Raw genomic sequence first — 16869 nt, forward strand, 5'->3', positions numbered from 1 at the left:
ATGAAAGGTATGGTCTTTACAATGCTCAGTGAAATGATTGAAGAGCGCTTCGGCTATGAAACCTGGGACGAGCTGATTGAGCAAACAGAACCCGATTCGGAGGGTATATATGTGGCTTCTGCGGTCTATCCTCACGAGGAGCTGATCGCCTACGTCGGCGCAATATCTGAGAAAACCAGTCTTTCACCGACGAAGATTGTGTTCAATTTTGGCCATTACATGTTGGGGCGATTCGCTGATATTCACCCAGAATACTTCCACAATCACACGCTCAAATCGTTCATTCAATCGGTTCATGATGTGATTCACGTCGAGGTCAAGAAACTGCATCCCGATGCTGTCCTGCCACATTTTGACTATGTCGATGAATCGGCCGATACGCTCACCGTTCTGTATCGCTCGCCTCGACAGCTCTGCGCCTTGGCCGAAGGGCTGATCAGCGGCGCCTCCGAACACTTTGGAACCCCCGTGCAGTTTCACCATCCGGTATGCATGCACGACGGCGCCGATCACTGCCGGATTGAGCTCACGTTCAAGTAGCCGATGAGCACACCGTCGGACTCGACATCGCGCATGGAACGCGCGCTGAAGCGCGAGCGACTCGCGCGCAAACGTGCTGAAGAACTTCTCGAGAATCGTTCGCGCGAACTCTACGATTCAAAGAAAGCACTGGAAGCCTCCTACGCCGCGACTGTCGAAGTGTTTGCTAGTTTGATCGGGGGGAAGAGCCGACGCTCGCCCAGCGATCTGCGTGCTATCGCCCGCGATGCCCGAAGCCTGGGACGAATTTTAAATCTCGACGCCGAACGTATTCGCGTTCTGTATTTGTCAGCGCTTCTGTGCGATATGGGGAAACTCGCGCTGCCTGACTCGCTGCTTGAACGCCCTGTGTCGTCTTTCAACCTTCACGAACGCGAGCATTTTCATAGTCACCCCAAACTGGCGTTTGATGCCCTGATTGCCCTTAAGCCCCTAGAGCATGTTGCCGCAGTGATCAAAGACCACTGTGAGCTTTACGATGGCCAGGGCTATCCCAATAAGCGGACATGGGACGAAATTACGATTGAATCGAAGATTCTCTGTGTGATCAAAGATTTTGATGCCCTCAAACGCGGCCTGCTCGTCGATGAATCGTTGACGGAGCTCGAAGCCATCGAATTCTTACTGAGCCATCGCGACAAGCGCTACGAGCGCTCGCTAGTGGACGAATTTGTGGCGATGATTCGGGCAAACAACCAGGGCACGCGCTCGCACGATGAGCTTCGCCTTGCGGCGCGGAGCCTCCGGCCGGGCATGACTCTATCGCGTGACTTGACGAACACACAAGGCGTGTTGATCCTACCCGCAGAGTATGTGTTAGACGAAGCGGTTATTGAAAAACTACGGGCAATGTCGGATACACGGGACAGAAGTCTATTCCCGTACGTGACGCGGTCGGCGTCGGATGAGGACACATTGCCCAGATTGCAATCAGCGATCAACCGTTAGCGCCGTTCCTATTTCACGCGCCATTTTTTTGGTGACGGAAATCCGGGTCCAAGCGCAGTGCGAATAGCAAACGCTACGATACCTGGCGAATGGGGGCTACGTTACTTCGATCCGGTGATTGCGGCGATGATCCACACTCTTCGCTATTCCATGAGCGGCGTTCCGGCGCATAGCTGCGGGCCTCCATTGCGTTCACCACTTGCTCACGAAATTCTCGCTTGAATCGTTCAGGCCCAAACTCGGCGGCGTGTGCGCTGATGTCGGCCGCCGAGAAAGCAGAATAATGGTTCTCGAACGCCTGGACGGCTTCAATCAACGAATCGGCTTCCTGCCGGCCAAAGAAGATGCCCGTTGGGGATGCCGTGTCTTGACCCGACACATCGAGCCCTTTCACTGTTTCCAGCGCGCCGCCAGAGCCAAAGGCCACGACCGGTGTGCCGCATGCCTGCGCTTCAACCGGCAGAATACCAAAGTCCTCCTCGGACGGGAAAATCAGTGCTTTGGCTTTTGACAAATAGTCGTTCATAACCTCTGGTGGTTGAAACCCAACGAACTCAATATTGGGTCCGGCCTTCGTCGCGAGCTTGGCCATATCAGGGCCATCACCAACCATAATCAACTTTTTATCGGGCATTTGTGTAAACGCCTCAACCGCCAGATCGAGTCGCTTGAACGGTACAAAACGACCCGCCGCGACGTAAAACGCCTGCTTGTCTTCGTTGAGCTTAAATAGCTCTGTCTCCACGGGTGGAAATACCAGTGCCGAGGATCGACGATAAAACTTATTGATGCGTGCCTGCACGAAACGTGAATTGGCCACAAAGTGATCCACGGTGTTGGATGATCGTACGTCCCAATTACGAATACGATGTAGCACCCGTCGCGCAAACCAAGAGAGTGGTCCTCTTTCGAGATTCGACTCGCGCAGATACTCGTGATAGTGATCCCAGGCATAACGCATCGGCGAATGACAGTAACTCACATGAACCTGGTTCGGCCCGGTTAACACGCCTTTGGCGACGCAATACGTGCTGCTAATCACCAGGTCATACTCACTCAAATCGAATTGTTCAATCGCAAACGGCAGCAAGAAAAGCAGCTTGCGATAGATCCGGTCGATAAATGGAATCGATTGTAAGAAGCTGGTTTTCGGTTTCTTTCCGCGAAGAAAACCACGCTGGTCCTCAGGCACATGGTCGATCAAACTAAACACGTCGGCATCAGGATAGCAGTCGATGATGTGTTCCAGCACGCGCTCTGCACCGCCATATACCACACACCAGTCGTGGACAATGGCCACTTTTTTACCGCTCGTCTTCGTTTTGGCCACGCTCACGTCCTCGTTCAATTCGGGTTTCTTCATCAGTTGGACAGTCGCCCCCGGCTGGCTTACATCTTTGTCGACCAAGGACCGCCGCACGCGGCGCCGGATGCGTTGAAAGAATGTTTGTTTTTGCATCACCGCGGCGTTCTCCAAGACCGACAACCCCTCTTCGGGTAATCCGGTCCGTTCCTCGTTGTTGCTTCTCACACGCCCCAGTGCCGTTGGGTCGCTCACCTTAGAAAATTCACCATTCAGTGAAAACACACCATACGGGGCGATAACCGCGTCCTTGAGTCGCGTATTGGCACCGACATAGGTGTTTGGTAATACCGACACATTCCGCAGATGACTGTTTGGACCAATCACGACACCATTGCCCAGTACGCACCGCTCTTCCAATGTGACCTTTGCGCCGATCTGACAGTGTTTGCCGATTAACGAGTCGCGCCCGACCGCGGCATCTAACGAGATCGAACTATCCCAGTCCACCGTGACGCGGTTCTCCACCTCACTCCCGGGCAAAGTAAGCGACTCAATCCCGCCGGTAACCGCTTCGAGATTGACCTCATGATAGGCCTGCACGGACTCAAGCGGACGCCGGCACTGATAGCCAGCCATAGCTCCCAAATTGGCGCGACGTGCAGAGCCCGATTCCAGCGACCAATAAATCGCTGTATTATCCCGCTCAGAAGGATCACCCTTTATAAATGTAGGACGCTCTTCGAAAATAGACGGATCGAAAACATGCAGGTGGTCGGCGGAGAGATACAGACACTCGCCGTGTTCCATCAAAGTCTGCGTGCAAAGATCAGCGCCGTGAATGTCAGAATAGCGAACTTTAATGCCCCACTCGGCACCATCGCCTAATCTCGACCGAACCGGCCATTGCCGTGCAGAGCCGGCCACGCGAACGTGGCGAAATCCTGCCGATACCAATTGCTCAATGGTATGAACAATTAACGATTTACCGCCAATCGGCACAAGCGCCAGATGCGTGGAAGGCCACGCGGGTGCTAATGGCGATGGCTCATCGCTAAAGCCAATCACAACGATTGGTGGACGATCCTGGGACCTGATCATCAATAGGCTCCTTTGCCCGAAAGCACGGCCGGCACGGTTTTAAAAATAATCGATAGATCTTTTACAACAGACTTTGCCGACAAATAGCGCACGTCCAGTTCCACTTGTTGGCGAAACGGAATATCCGACCGACCGCTGATTTGCCAGATACAGGTGAGGCCCGGCTTGGTTTGAAGCCGTTTACGCGCCTGCGCGTCGTACTGCGCCACTTCCTCTGGAAGCGCCGGCCGCGGACCGACCAACGACATGTCGCCGATCACCACGTTGAGCAACTGAGGAAGTTCATCGATAGACAGTCGGCGGATAATCTTGCCGAATCGAGTAATGCGAGGATCTGCTTTGGCTTTAAAGAGCACGCCGTCACTACTGTCGTTTTGATCTAACAGCGCTTCGCGTTCCGCGTCGGCCGTGACGCCCATCGAGCGAAATTTGTAGATCGTAAAAGGCTTACCGCGTTTACCCACACGAATTTGTGTGTAGAACACCGGCCCCGGTGATTCAAGCTTGATGATCAACGCCGTGATCAGCAGCAGCGGCGACAGCAATAACATTCCGATGATTGCGCCACCCAAATCCAGAACGCGCTTGAGAAATGGCTTCGACGCCAGAACGCCCAACCAAAACAACAGCGCTAGGTAGGCGGCGATCTTCTTCCGCGGACTGCGTGCCTGGATGCGACGCGCAAACTCGTCCGGAGTCAGTAAACGGACATCACGATCGGAGGGAGTTATCGCGCGCATAAGAAACGATCCTTATATTTCATTTTTTTCAATATAAGGTGATACTAGCGCTGTTTCGGTTGTTTTAGCGTGATTATCTTCACATTATGATACTAATGATACCTAATTATGAAACCATATCATTATTGTTAAGCGCGCGAGATTACGCCGTTTCGCCGTTCAGGCTCTGAAGTTTTGCTTCGAGCGCTTTGGCTGTGCGAGCGGTTAGCTGCAGAAGATCATTGATTTCGTTTTGGGTCGGAAGCTCGCCCTCAAACCCCTGTCTTTCGGCCGCTTCACAACGACGCGCCAATTCATTGGCACCAATGCTGCGACTGGATCCCTTAAGCCCGTGACATACCTGGGCGAATACCTGAACATCCTTTTCGGCAAACGATTGACTGAGACTTTGTTGTCGAGCCGGCAGCTCACGCAAATACACTGGAATAACCTTGCGCAGTAGTTCGTCGGTCGCGTGTCCGAGCCGACTCTGCAATTCGCTAAAGTCCAAATCAAGCGGCGTCATGTTCTCAGCATCCATGGTCGTGCGTGCTTTCACCTTATTGTCATAGGCCCGCGACAACACTGCCGCCAAGGCGCCCATGTCAACGGGTTTGCTAATATAGTCGTCCATGCCGACTGCGACGAACTTTTCTCGATCACCATCGATCGCACTGGCGGTAACAGCCACAATGAAGGGTTGATGTTCAGATTGACGATTTCGGATCAAACGCGTGGCCTCCAATCCGTCCATCACAGGCATACGAATATCCATTAAAATCAGGTCGTAGTCGCGTGCATGCAACGCACGGAGTGCTTCTTCGCCGTTGGCGACGGCGTCCGCGCGATAACCAAGCTGCTCAAGTTGGGCATGCTGAACCATGCGGTTAACTTCATAATCGTCCGCCAACAGAATCGATAGCGGCTTCTTATACGAGTCCTCGGCATGACGCGCAATCATGTGCTCATTCATCCTCCCAGAAAGCAACCACGCACCGGTTTCAGATGTGGACGGGAACACGGTGGACGAGGAACCTTGGACCGCTTCGTCGTCGGTCGTTTCTGGAATTCTACAAGGGATGGTGAAACCAAACGTAGAACCTTTGCCAAGCTCACTTTCAGCGTGCACGTCGCCGCCCATCAGCTCGCACAACCGTTTACAAATGGTCAGTCCCAGCCCCGTTCCTCCCGCGGCAACACCCTCCGCAAACTGAGTAAACGGCTGAAACAACTGCTCCATATCGTCCGGCGCAATACCAATACCTTCGTCACTGATGGTAATTGATAGCAACTGGTTCTCGCCTCGGGGAGCAAATTCAATCAGTTCTGCGGGCGGACTAATTGTGTCGTCTTGGATCAGTTCTGCCGTAAGTGTGATACGCCCACGGTGCGAATACTTGACGGCATTGCTCAATAAATTGAGCACCAGTTGTTGGACTCGCCCACCATCCAAAACCAACTCACAATGGGTGCCAAGATTCTTATCGTATTTGAATGTAATGTTCTTTTTCGACGCATCGAGCATCACCAGCGAAATCGTCTGCTCGAGAATGTTTTCGATCAAGACAGGTGCGTATTCTAGCTCCAACTTGTCTGCATCGATTTTAGATAAATCAAGAATGTCGTTAATTATTCGCAACAACATTTCGCCGCTAGATCGAACCGTCCGCAAGTGGTTCTCCTGTTCGGGCGATGTCGTCGAATCCAACAAAATACCGGTCAACCCGATCACGGCATTGAGCGGCGTGCGCATTTCATGACTCATTCGAGCAAGAAACTGCGTTTTCAACTCCGAAAGCTCAAGCGCTGAATCACGCGATTCCCTCAGTCGATTCTCAGCTTCTCGCCGAAGCACGACTTCGCGCTGCATTTGCTCGATGGCGGTTTCCAATGCCTGCGTGCGTTGATGCACCTGCATTTCAAGATCTGTCTGGGCGGCCTTGAGGGATTCGTTTGAGTGATACAGTGCCGCACTCTTTTTTTCGAGAATCGCCTCAGCCTGCTTACGGGCCGAACGCTCCCGTGAAAACCGTTTTTCCCAGACGTTTGACTCGTTCATGCCGCTTTCCTCACCTTCATCACAATCCGCCGGCCGTCCTCATCGCGTTCGAGCACATCGATCGATAGGGGCTGGTCGAACACATCACCTGCAAAACCTGTCAGCGCCAACGCCAGTTCAGCCAGTGGTCGTTTCGAACGATAGGTAATGAGCAATTCGCTTTCCTCATTCAAAGACCCCGTAATTTCAGGGGGCTGCGCTTTGGGATAGAGCTTTCGAACGTCGGCATGGATTATGTTGCCCACGGAGAGCAAGAATTCGTAAACGTCGTTGCTCGCCGCAAAATACAGACCGTGTTTGTCTACAAAATAGTCCATGAGATGTCGCGCAAAATCATGGATGATAGTGTTAATACTCGTCGATTCCACCTCGTGAATGGCCACCGCCAGCGCGAGTAACTCATCATGCGCGTAGTTCCCAACCGCCGTATACGAACCGTTGGTACTTAACGAATCGCGCGCGTGCTCAACGATGACATCCACGGTATCCAGACCATATTTCTCCTCAACAAACTCGAGGAACTCAACAAAGATCGTGCCGATCACTTAACCGTTTCCACCACGTCGTCTGTCAGCGCATCGGTCAGCCGCCTCAGATCGTCAATGCCAATCGGCTTTGAGAAAACCGGAATCGATCGCGGCACGCCACCTCGCGCTGCGAGTTGCTCTTCATCCAGCCCCGTCACAACGGCAACTGTCGCGGCGCCGCCAAGACCTTTCTCCTCGAGACTCCGCAACATGCTGATCCCATCCATGCCGGGCATATCAACATCCACCAACATCAGCTTCGGTTCGACGCGCCCTAACGCGACGAGCCCTTCATATCCGTTTTCGGCCAGAATCAGCTGAGCTTGAGGTAAAAGTATGTTCAGGAGCGCGGTGTAGTAGCTCTGCATCGTGACGTCGTCTTCCACGATCAGTATGCGAATCGGCTCGCCATCGTCGGTGGGCAGTTGCCCGGCGCGCTGCTGCAGCACTCTTTCCACCGACGAACGCAGGACTCGACGGTGGCCACCCGGTGTCTTCCAGGCCTCTAATTCACCCTTCTCCACCCACAGTTGCACCGTTCGTACCGACACACCCAATTGCTGTGCGGCCTCGCGCGTTCCAATCACCTGACTGTCATCCATCTCTCTTCCTCAGATTTCATTTCTTTCAAAATAAGCCTACCCGATGTCGGGTTTGAGCCCCGTGCTCAGTTTCACATTTTTGGTATTAATCATTTTTAACAGAGTTATTTTAACAATAAGCGTCATTTTGTGTTCGTTTTTATCATTTTTGCGGATTTGATCACGGAAAACAAGCGAGCGGCTATCAATAATGACCATATTGATACGCACTGAGGAAAACGAATGCCCCAACCACCCGTTCAGTCCAGAGCACCTCTCATTTTGCTCACGAGCACCCTCATTCTTGTTGGTCAAATGCCATCCGGCGCTCACGGAACACCCATTGCGGACGCTAACCATAATGAACCGACCACCCGACAAATCGGGCGAGTGGGCAACGATCTGGTGGTTGATTCATCGGCGTCCCCGGCGATTGAGCGATGAAAGCGCGGTTTACGCGACGCGTCACCCGCTCCAGGACGAGTACTCGGAATGCGCCCAGTCGACCAACCCTTACTAAGTCAAATGAAATGCCAACTCTCATGAATCAGCCATCCGCCACTCAATTCACGCGCACTCTCGCCATGTTCCGACTGATCGCCGGTTTGGTGTGCCTAGTGATAGGGACCTCCGCGCTCGCCTCACCCGGTGAGAAATTCAGCACGCTACGTTCTGCGCCAACGCACACGGATCTACCGATCGGTCAAGAAACCAACACACTATCGATGGGCAGCAACCGATCGTTCCCGACCTATCCACAACTTCGACTCGATAAACGTGACATACGTACGCCACAAGCGACGCCGCCAAAACCAGCCGCGCCGCCCTCCTTTGTGCTACAGGCGCAACCGGCCCCCAAGCCAGCACCCAAGCCGGTAGACAGCGACGCGATGCTCAGTAACTTTCAAATCATGGCACGCCAAACGATCGGCACCGTGTTGCCCATTTACGGCCGTGATTTATTTTCAAAGAACAAACGGGAATTCGATCCGATCGATCAAGTCAACGTGCCGGCGGACTACGTCTTAGGCCCCGGTGACGAACTCTATTTGCGTGCCTGGGGATCGGTGGACATCGATTATCACGCAATAATCGATCGCGCCGGCACCATTTCCATTCCCAAAGTCGGTGAGATTCCTTTGTCGGGCGTGCGCTTCGGCGACGTTCGTCAACATATCAGAGGTGTCATATCGCGCAGTTTTCACGGCTTTGAACTCAGCGTCAGCATGGGTCAGTTGCGTTCGATTCGAGTCTACGTAACCGGTTTCGCGGCCGCCCCTGGCACGTATACACTCAATGCACTGTCCACGCCGGTTAACGCCTTGTTCTATGCCGGAGGTCCTGCCATCGCGGGCGATCTTCGCCACATTGAAATTCAGCGTGCTGGACAACGGGTGGCGAAGGTCGATTTGTACGCCTTTCTACAGCGCGGCGTACACGATAGTTCCTTTCGACTCATGCCCGAAGATGTCATTCATGTTCCGTCGGTGCACGCAGAAGCCGCTATCGCGGGTGCGGTTCATCGACCCGGCATCTATCGAATGCGGCGCAGTGAAACACTGAAAGATCTCATCGACTTTGCCGGCGGGTTAGGTACCGCAGCCGCCACGCACCGTGTGGTTATCGAACGGATCGGCGTTAATCGAGAGCGATTAGTCGAAGAGTTCACGCTTGATCAATTAGGCAAGAATGTCGATATCCGAAATGGTGACATTGTTCTGATTCAGCCCATTTCACCGCAGTTCGAAAACGCCATAACACTACGAGGCCATGTGGCTCAGCCATTGCGTCATAAGTGGAAATCCGGCCTTCGTATCGCCGACTTATTGCCGACTACTGAAGCCCTCGTGTCACCGAGCTATTGGATCACAAAGTATTCGAACAACACGGTCGTACGACTATTAAAAAACGGGCCCAAAGTTAAGATCGACAAGGACTTTCCAGACATCAACTGGGAATACGCTGTCATTGAACGTATCGATCCCGACTCCCTGTCGACACAACTGGTACCGTTTCACTTGCACAAAGCCATTAACATGCGCGATCCGGAGCACAATCTTGAATTACAGCCAGGTGATCAAATCACCGTCTTCGCCCTAAGAGACTTTCGAACCCGAAAGGCGCAGCGAGCGCACTTTGTGAAAGTGGAAGGCGAAGTGGAGCGTGCCGGATTCTATGAGGTGAGCCCAGACGAAACTCTTGAGGACGTCGTGGCGCGTGCCGGAGGACTCACGCGACACGCCTATTTGTTTGGTATTGAACTCAAGCGAGAGTCAGTTAGACGGCAGCAGAAGCTGCGGATTGGTGAGTCGATCGATCAACTTGAACAGGAATACCAGCGTCATCTAATTGATCGATCTCGTAATGTGTTGACCGGTGATATGACGCTTGCCATCAATCCAGAGGCGCACGCCATCGATCGACTAATCTCTCGATTGCGCGAAGCGGAACCCTCCGGTCGCATCGTGATGGAGCTCAGCGCCGACATTCGCACCACGCATCAGTTACCGACATTGAAACTGAACGACGGAGATCAGATTTTTGTGCCGCCAATTCCTGCCACAATTGAAGTGGTTGGCGCTGTGTATCGTCAGGGGTCTTTTATCTACAACCACACCGCACCACGCGATTACATCGCCAATGCGGGTCTACTACCCACGGCCGACAAACGGCGAATATATGTGGTGCGACCCGATGGTTCATTCTCGCTGGCGGATCGGCGCTTTCGCATCAAGCCCGGCGACACCATTATCGTGCCGGAAAAAGTCGATCGGCAACGAATGGTCCGTCGTGTAAAAGACTGGACGCAGGTACTGTATCAATTTGGGCTTGGTGCGGCCGGTTTGAATCTGCTTGAGGTATTTTAACTTGAGCGAGCAAATCCAAACCGCGGAGAATCGCGATCAGGCGAGTCACAGTGCTTTACCGCTGTTGCTCATATTGGCGCGCCGACTCAAATTCTTAATCTTCGTACCGTTAGCCGCCGGAATCCTGGCCATTATTTACAGCAAGTCTGTTGATCCAATCTTCACGGCCACCGCTCGCATCCTGCCCCCTCAGTACAATGAGAACACGGTCTTGGGCATGCAAAATCAGCCCGGCGGTGAAAGTCAACTCGGAAACAGCGCACTCACGCTGAAAAACCCAACCGATCTCTTTGTGGGTATTCTGACCAGCCGCACCATCGTTGATGCCGTCATTGAGCGTCATGCGTTGCTCGACTATTTTGATGAGGAAGAAATCGGAGAGGTCCGCCGCACATTGAGCGGCGCCACCGTAATTCGAGCCGCCAAGAATGGCATCGTGTCCATTGCCGTTGAGGACACCGATCCGGAAATGGCGGCGGTGCTCGCCAACGCCTATGTTGAAGAGTTTTATGCCTTCTCGCGAGCGCTAGCCCGGCAGCAAGCCCAGCAACGTTCGTCATTCTACGACACGGCACTCGACTCAGCATGGACCAAACTCTACAACGCGGATCGTGAGCTTGCTGAAACCGAAAAGGAAACCGGTTTTACTCGATTAAACGGACAGCAAGGCGCCATTGTCCAGTCGGTGGCGGAGCTCCAGGGCCAGATCGCCAGCCGCGAGATTCAGCTGGAAACCATGAGCAGCTACGCGACGGCAACCAATCCAGACGTGCGCTTGCTACGTCGGGAGTTGAGCAACCTCAAACGCGAACTCGCCGAGCACCAAAATCGGCAGCAAAACGACGCGATTACTCCGCTGGTCGGATTGGGTAGCGCTCCAGAGGCGATGTTGGTTCATGCGCAAGGAAAACGTCAGGTCGAGTACTGGGAGCAGATTGTCATGCTTTTGGGTCGCTTCAGCGAGCTGGGTAAGATCGACGAAACACGCGACATGTCGCTATTTCAGGTGCTCGACCATGCGATCCCGCCTCACGATAAGTCGGCACCGAGAACCGCCGTTAACGCTATTTTGGCCACGCTGGGCACCGGATTTGTGTGTTTGATGTGGGTGTTGGTCAGCGACTATATCCGCCAGCGCCGCGATGCCTCGGTCGCTTTTGATGCTCAGTGGCAAGAGTTGTTGGCGCAACTCATCCCTTTTCGTAAGCGATCAGCCTCATGAGCGTGGCCGGCAATGCCGATCAACCGGCACACATCAAGCGATCGTCTCTGGCGTCAAACATTACGGCGCTGTATGCGCTGCAAGCCGCCAACTACCTGATTCCGCTTCTCACGCTACCGTATCTGATTCGTGTCTTGGGTGCACATCACTACGGCATTATGGCGATGGCGTATGCCACCGTCTTTTTTCTCGTACTGTTTATCGACGCGGGATACAACACGCGTGCAGTGCGCCTTCTTTCGCGTGAAGACCTGACCCATCGTGACATCAGCACACTTTTTGCAACCAACGTGTGGCTTAAAGTTATCCAAACGCTGATCGCTTTCGGGCTGCTTGTTGCAGCTGTTGCTTACGTACCCGCTGTTCGCGAGCACGCCAATGTATATCTCGTCACGTTTGGCATTGTCCTTGGCTCATTGTTGTTTCCGACCTGGTTGTTTCAGGGGCTCCAAATTATGCACTACACGACAGTGTGCAGTGTTGGCGGACGGGTACTGGCGACGGCGGGTATCTTTCTATTGGTAAAGAGTCCGTCCGACTTAGTCATAGCGGCGGCCTTGCAATCCTCTGCGACATTGTTATCTGGACTGCTCTCACTACCCATCGTGTTTAAGAAACTGGGATTGTCTCTCTGGCTCCCGCTCTCTACGCTTGGAAAGTCGTTGCGCTCAACCGTCCGCAACGGCTTCAGTCTCTGCTTTTCTGAGTATTTGGTGAACGCCACCAACAACGCAGGTGTCTTTATTTTGGGTCTGTTCGCCAACGAAACGGCCGTGGGTATCTTCGCGGCCGTATCGAAGATCGCTCAAGCCGTTGCAAACGCGTTTCAACCTCTACTTCGTGCGGTATTTCCGATCATCGCCAATTTGAGTGCGACGGACCCTGCCTCCGCGACGGCTAAGAGCAAAACCTGGACATTACGCATCATCTCCAGCGCTGCCGTCATGGCGACCGGCCTGATCGTGCTGTCATCGTTCGTACTCGTCTTATTGTTCGGTCCCGAATGGCACAGCCATGGTCGTGCGCTACAAGGCCTCGCGATTTGGGTCTTTCTATTTGTGTGTGCCAGCGCCGTAGGACAGTTCAGTCTGCTGGCGAGAGGCCATCAGTCCGTCTACGCATACTGTCTGCTCGCGGGCGGTCTTATTCAGGTCGCGCTGTGTGTCTACGGCGCGTTTCAGTGGGGTGTAATCGGCGTCGTCGCGGCGCTCATCGCATCGGAATTTTGCCGACTCGTCGCCTTTCTTTATGCCAAACATCGGGTCGTGAACGGAATACAGCATGAAAATACTTAACATCTCGTCTCTTTATCCGCCTAATGTCGTCGGCGGTGCCGAAGTGGGCTTACGCACCATTTCAGAAGCGATGTCGCAATTTGGACATGAACTGCACGTCGTCACGTTGCAGCCGGAAGGCGTCGATCCGGTGATCGGCCGAGAGCGACGCGGCTCGGTGCAGGTTACTGAAGTACCGCTTGCCAATCTCTATTGGCCATTCAAGGCGGCTGACCTGCGGCCAAACTCCATCACCCGTATTCTGTGGCATGGGATCGACACGGCCAATCACATTATGGCCAAGCGCGTTCAGGCCATCGTCAATGAGATCGATCCAGATATCGTTCTGACCCGTAATATTCAAGGCTTCTCAACGGCAGTGATACCGGCAATCAAGCGTACGGGCAAACCGCTGGTTCACGTTCTCCATGACTACTCACTCATATGCCCTCGCACCACCATGTTTCGCAACGGTAAAGCGTGCGGCATGCTGTCCGAGCGGTGCTTTGGGTGTCGGGCGCTTACCGCACCGCGACGGTCCCACCTGACAGCCGTCGACGGTGTCATTGGTGTGAGTAAAGCGGTGCTAGACGCCCATCTCCAACACGGGCTGTTCACCGGCATTCGCAACCGCGTTATCTATAACGCGCTGAAGCCGAATATCAAGCCGATTAAATCACTGACAGATCGACGTCGACCCGCACGTTTTACGTTCGGGTTCATGGGACGCGTGGAGCAATCGAAAGGCGTTGAAACGCTGCTCAAGGCGTTCAGCGCGCTTGAACGACACGGCATACACGCCGACCTACATTTTGCCGGTCGCGGCGAACCCGAGTACCTCGAAATGCTCAAGCTTAAGTGGCCTCAGAGGAATATTCGTTATTTAGGCTATGTCGAAGCCAATTCTTTCTTAGAGGACATCGACTGTTTAGTCTTTCCTACCGAATCGGTTGAAGCACTCGGCAATAGCGTGTTCGAAGCGTTTTCGAAAGGAATACCGGTGATCGGTTCTAATACGGGCGGCATCGTTGAATCACTGACTCATGACAAGACCGGGTTCGTCTTTACGCCCGGAAACGAGAATGAGTTAGCCGGTTTCATGTATTCACTTCTGATGGAACCCGATCGATACGAATCGATGAGTCAGGCTGCTCTGTACAAGTCTCGTGAGTATAAACCCGAGTCCCGCGCAAGTGAGTATCTGGATTTTCTCGATCAAGTCACGTCGGCAAAACACTACAACGCCGCATGAATGCGCTGCCGGACATTTCGTGGCGAGAACGGTTTATCTTGCTTACCGCACTGGCGTTTGTTGCCATGAGTATTCTTGCCGGACCAATGCGCATGTATTTATCAATGGCCGGCCTATCCCCTTTAATCTATGTGCCCAACCTCATGCTCCTGATGGCGATTGCCTGGCAAATCGCGGATCAGGCGTATCGAGGTATCACGCCGCTTCAGTTGATTGGCGTATTAATTCCCGTCTACCTGATCATCGTCGGTTTTCAATTTGGCGGCGTTATTCAAACCGCGATGGGCGTCTATGTTCTTCTTCCATTTTGGTTTGGACTAGCCTGCTGCCCTGTGCTCTTTAAAAACTGGGATCGTGTCGCTCGTTTCATCCCTGTGCTCTACATCGTTGCGACCAGTGGTGTACTGATTAACTACGTGGTTACGTATCCATGGGAGGGATTCGGTTACAACGTCGGCAATCTCGATGTGGAAGGCTCCCGACAGTGGTACGCCTCCGGCGGCGTTAAGCGCCTAGCTGGCCTGTCCAGGGCCTCGTTTGACGCGGCTGTGCACATCATTTTATTCGGTATTCTCTTTGCGCTAACAATCCGTAACCCCCTGCTGCGCATGACGGTCTGGGTTCTGACCTTTGTTGCTGCCGTCCCCACAAACAGCAAAGGCATGCTACTGGTCGTCGTCGTACTGACCCCCGTTATTTTGTTACGTGAAAAACTGCCGCGTTCGTTTATGACCTTTCAGCTTGCGTTTTTCGCAGCCCTGGCCATGCTACTCCCCCTGTCGACGCTTCTGTTTGAATTTCACTCGCAATTTAGTAATCCGACGCTGGCCAACGCGACGTATTCGTTTTACGACCGCTTAAACGATATGTGGCCGCGGGCGTGGTTACTGCTACACGAGGAAGGCCATTGGCTGATGGGACGCGGAATCGGCGGTATTGGCACCTCCCAGACGTACTTTGAACCCAGTTTGTTTAATGCCGGTGACAATCTATTTATGTACTGGTTTGTTGTGCTGGGCTGGTCTGGGCTGTTGGGCTTTCTATTGATTCTTCTGCGTAGTTTGCGATTAAAGCCCAACGAAAGCCCCGCACAAATGCGCATCTACTGCCTATTTATGGCGCTCATGGTTTACGGCAGCATGACCAATATTGTGGAAAACAGTGTTTTTGCCCTGGTCTGCGGCTTGCTCGTACGCTGGCTTTGCTCATCGCCCACGACGGTCGTCGCGTCGCGCTCCGACCAGTGGATTCCACCTTCAATCGCATCGGGGAGACTCGCGCATCATGCAGGATAATCCTAACCTTTCGACACGAGTCGTGTGGATAAATGCCCGTTTCCTCGGGCGCACGCTGACCGGCGTAGAACGCGTTGCGACCGAACTTCTCGCCGCCGCGTCGAGGCATATACTGGATTCACACGGCACGTTTACGCGGCGCGGGGTACGGTATGCGCTACGCCTCATCGCGCCGACCGCCTACGACGGCGACTCCCCTTGGTCGAACATACCACTGGAGACGGGTGGTCGCTTCAAGGGACACCTGTGGGAGCAGATCGACCTACCTCGATTGACCCGCCAGGGACTGCTGATCAGTCTGTGTAATACCGGACCTGTGCTGAAGCGGAATCACCTTGTATACCTTCACGATGCCCAGCCATTTGCTATCCCTAAGAATTTCTCTTTGGGCTTTCGATCTTGGTACCGAGTGATGTTCTATCTGCTGGTCAGACGTGCGCGGCATATTTTCGTGAACTCAGACTTTACGCAGAATGAACTCGCTCGATACGTCGATCTCGATCTGAATAAAGTCACCCGCCTCTATTTGGCGGCCGATCTGGATACACCGTCGGACAACGCGGACTGTCTTGCGGATATGAACGTACCAAGTAAACCGTTCGTTTTGGCCGTGAGCAGCGCAAACCCCAACAAGAATTTTGCGGGCGTATTGAAGGCACTTGATCATCTGGGTTCAGACAGCCCGCCCGTTGTGTTCGTGGGCGCACGACACCACGATCACTTTTCAGGTACCGAAATTGACTGGGGCAAAACTACCCATCTTGGCTATGTCACCGATCAACAGCTCAATGCGCTTTACCGCCGCGCGTTGTGCTTGGTGTTCCCCTCGTTTTACGAGGGGTTTGGACTGCCTCCTCTTGAGGCGATAACAGCCGGCTGTCCGGTTATTGTCTCCAAAACCAGCTCCCTGCCGGAGATATCAGCCGACGCGGCGTTGTACTGCGACCCGAATGACCCTACGACGATCGCCGATTGCGTTCATCAATTGGCCAGCAACGACGAGCTCAGAGCCGCTCAGATCCAAAAAGGTCTCGCTCGCAGTGCGCTCTTTTCGTGGAGAGCAAGCGCTAACACACTGATCGAGACCATCGCGCGAACCGATAGCGACTATCGCGCTGGTGTTCGATCGCCTCTACCCGAGTCGATCCGCATTCCATCAGACTGACTCACTCTCACCACGA

14 protein-coding genes are annotated in these 16869 nt (G+C 53.5%); 8 read left to right on the forward strand and 6 right to left on the reverse strand.

Going from position 1 to position 16869, the window contains the following annotated elements:
• Both AAF465_04115 and AAF465_04120 read left to right on the forward strand, forming a co-directional pair.
• Positions 1-540, forward strand: coding sequence for a heme NO-binding domain-containing protein (locus tag AAF465_04115; protein ID MEM7081894.1), 540 nt, complete (start codon positions 1-3; stop codon positions 538-540).
• Positions 541-543: 3 nt separating this feature from the next.
• Positions 544-1488 carry an HD domain-containing phosphohydrolase gene (locus AAF465_04120; GenBank protein ID MEM7081895.1) on the forward strand — a complete coding sequence of 315 codons (945 nt, stop codon included), beginning with the start codon at positions 544-546 and terminating at the stop codon, positions 1486-1488.
• 73 nt (positions 1489-1561) lie between these two features.
• Here the strand turns inward: AAF465_04120 and AAF465_04125 are convergent, their stop codons facing one another.
• From AAF465_04125 to AAF465_04150, 6 genes are all read right to left on the reverse strand, one after another.
• Positions 1562-3892, reverse strand: a complete 2331-nt coding sequence (locus AAF465_04125) for a glycosyltransferase (protein ID MEM7081896.1) — start codon at positions 3890-3892, stop codon at positions 1562-1564.
• Positions 3892-4632, reverse strand: a complete 741-nt coding sequence (locus tag AAF465_04130) for a sugar transferase (GenBank protein MEM7081897.1) — start codon at positions 4630-4632, stop codon at positions 3892-3894. The genes AAF465_04125 and AAF465_04130 overlap by 1 nt, the downstream gene beginning before the upstream one ends.
• A 142-nt stretch (positions 4633-4774) precedes the next feature.
• Positions 4775-6670 (reverse strand): ATP-binding protein, encoded by a 1896-nt coding sequence (locus AAF465_04135; protein MEM7081898.1) that lies wholly within the window; start codon positions 6668-6670, stop codon positions 4775-4777.
• Complete coding sequence (locus AAF465_04140; protein MEM7081899.1) at positions 6667-7215, reverse strand: heme NO-binding domain-containing protein; 549 nt, start codon at positions 7213-7215, stop codon at positions 6667-6669. The genes AAF465_04135 and AAF465_04140 overlap by 4 nt, the downstream gene beginning before the upstream one ends.
• On the reverse strand, positions 7212-7799 hold the full coding sequence (locus AAF465_04145) for a response regulator (protein MEM7081900.1): 588 nt from the start codon (positions 7797-7799) through the stop codon (positions 7212-7214). Before AAF465_04145 ends, AAF465_04140 begins: the two co-directional genes overlap by 4 nt.
• Positions 7800-7835: 36 nt before the next feature.
• Positions 7836-8111, reverse strand: a complete 276-nt coding sequence (locus AAF465_04150) for a hypothetical protein (protein MEM7081901.1) — start codon at positions 8109-8111, stop codon at positions 7836-7838.
• Positions 8112-8320: 209 nt separating this feature from the next.
• Between AAF465_04150 and AAF465_04155 the strand changes: the two genes are divergently transcribed.
• Genes AAF465_04155 through AAF465_04180 form a run of 6 tightly spaced genes read left to right on the forward strand, consistent with a single transcriptional unit; the run spans position 8321 to position 16853 of the window.
• A complete protein-coding gene (locus tag AAF465_04155) occupies positions 8321-10645 on the forward strand; it encodes an SLBB domain-containing protein (protein MEM7081902.1) in 2325 nt (774 codons plus the stop codon).
• 1 nt (position 10646) lies between these two features.
• A complete protein-coding gene (locus AAF465_04160) occupies positions 10647-11867 on the forward strand; it encodes a Wzz/FepE/Etk N-terminal domain-containing protein (protein MEM7081903.1) in 1221 nt (406 codons plus the stop codon).
• Complete coding sequence (locus AAF465_04165) at positions 11864-13162, forward strand: flippase (GenBank protein MEM7081904.1); 1299 nt, start codon at positions 11864-11866, stop codon at positions 13160-13162. The genes AAF465_04160 and AAF465_04165 overlap by 4 nt, the downstream gene beginning before the upstream one ends.
• Complete coding sequence (locus tag AAF465_04170) at positions 13149-14393, forward strand: glycosyltransferase family 4 protein (protein ID MEM7081905.1); 1245 nt, start codon at positions 13149-13151, stop codon at positions 14391-14393. The genes AAF465_04165 and AAF465_04170 overlap by 14 nt, the downstream gene beginning before the upstream one ends.
• Positions 14390-15688 (forward strand): hypothetical protein, encoded by a 1299-nt coding sequence (locus AAF465_04175; GenBank protein MEM7081906.1) that lies wholly within the window; start codon positions 14390-14392, stop codon positions 15686-15688. The genes AAF465_04170 and AAF465_04175 overlap by 4 nt, the downstream gene beginning before the upstream one ends.
• The gene (locus AAF465_04180; GenBank protein ID MEM7081907.1) at positions 15678-16853 is read left to right on the forward strand and encodes a glycosyltransferase family 1 protein; all 1176 of its coding nucleotides are present in this window, start codon (positions 15678-15680) and stop codon (positions 16851-16853) included. The genes AAF465_04175 and AAF465_04180 overlap by 11 nt, the downstream gene beginning before the upstream one ends.
• Positions 16854-16869: the final 16 nt, after the last annotated feature.

It is taken from the genome of Pseudomonadota bacterium (assembly GCA_039028935.1).
Lineage (GTDB): Bacteria > Pseudomonadota > Gammaproteobacteria > Steroidobacterales > SZUA-146 > SZUA-146.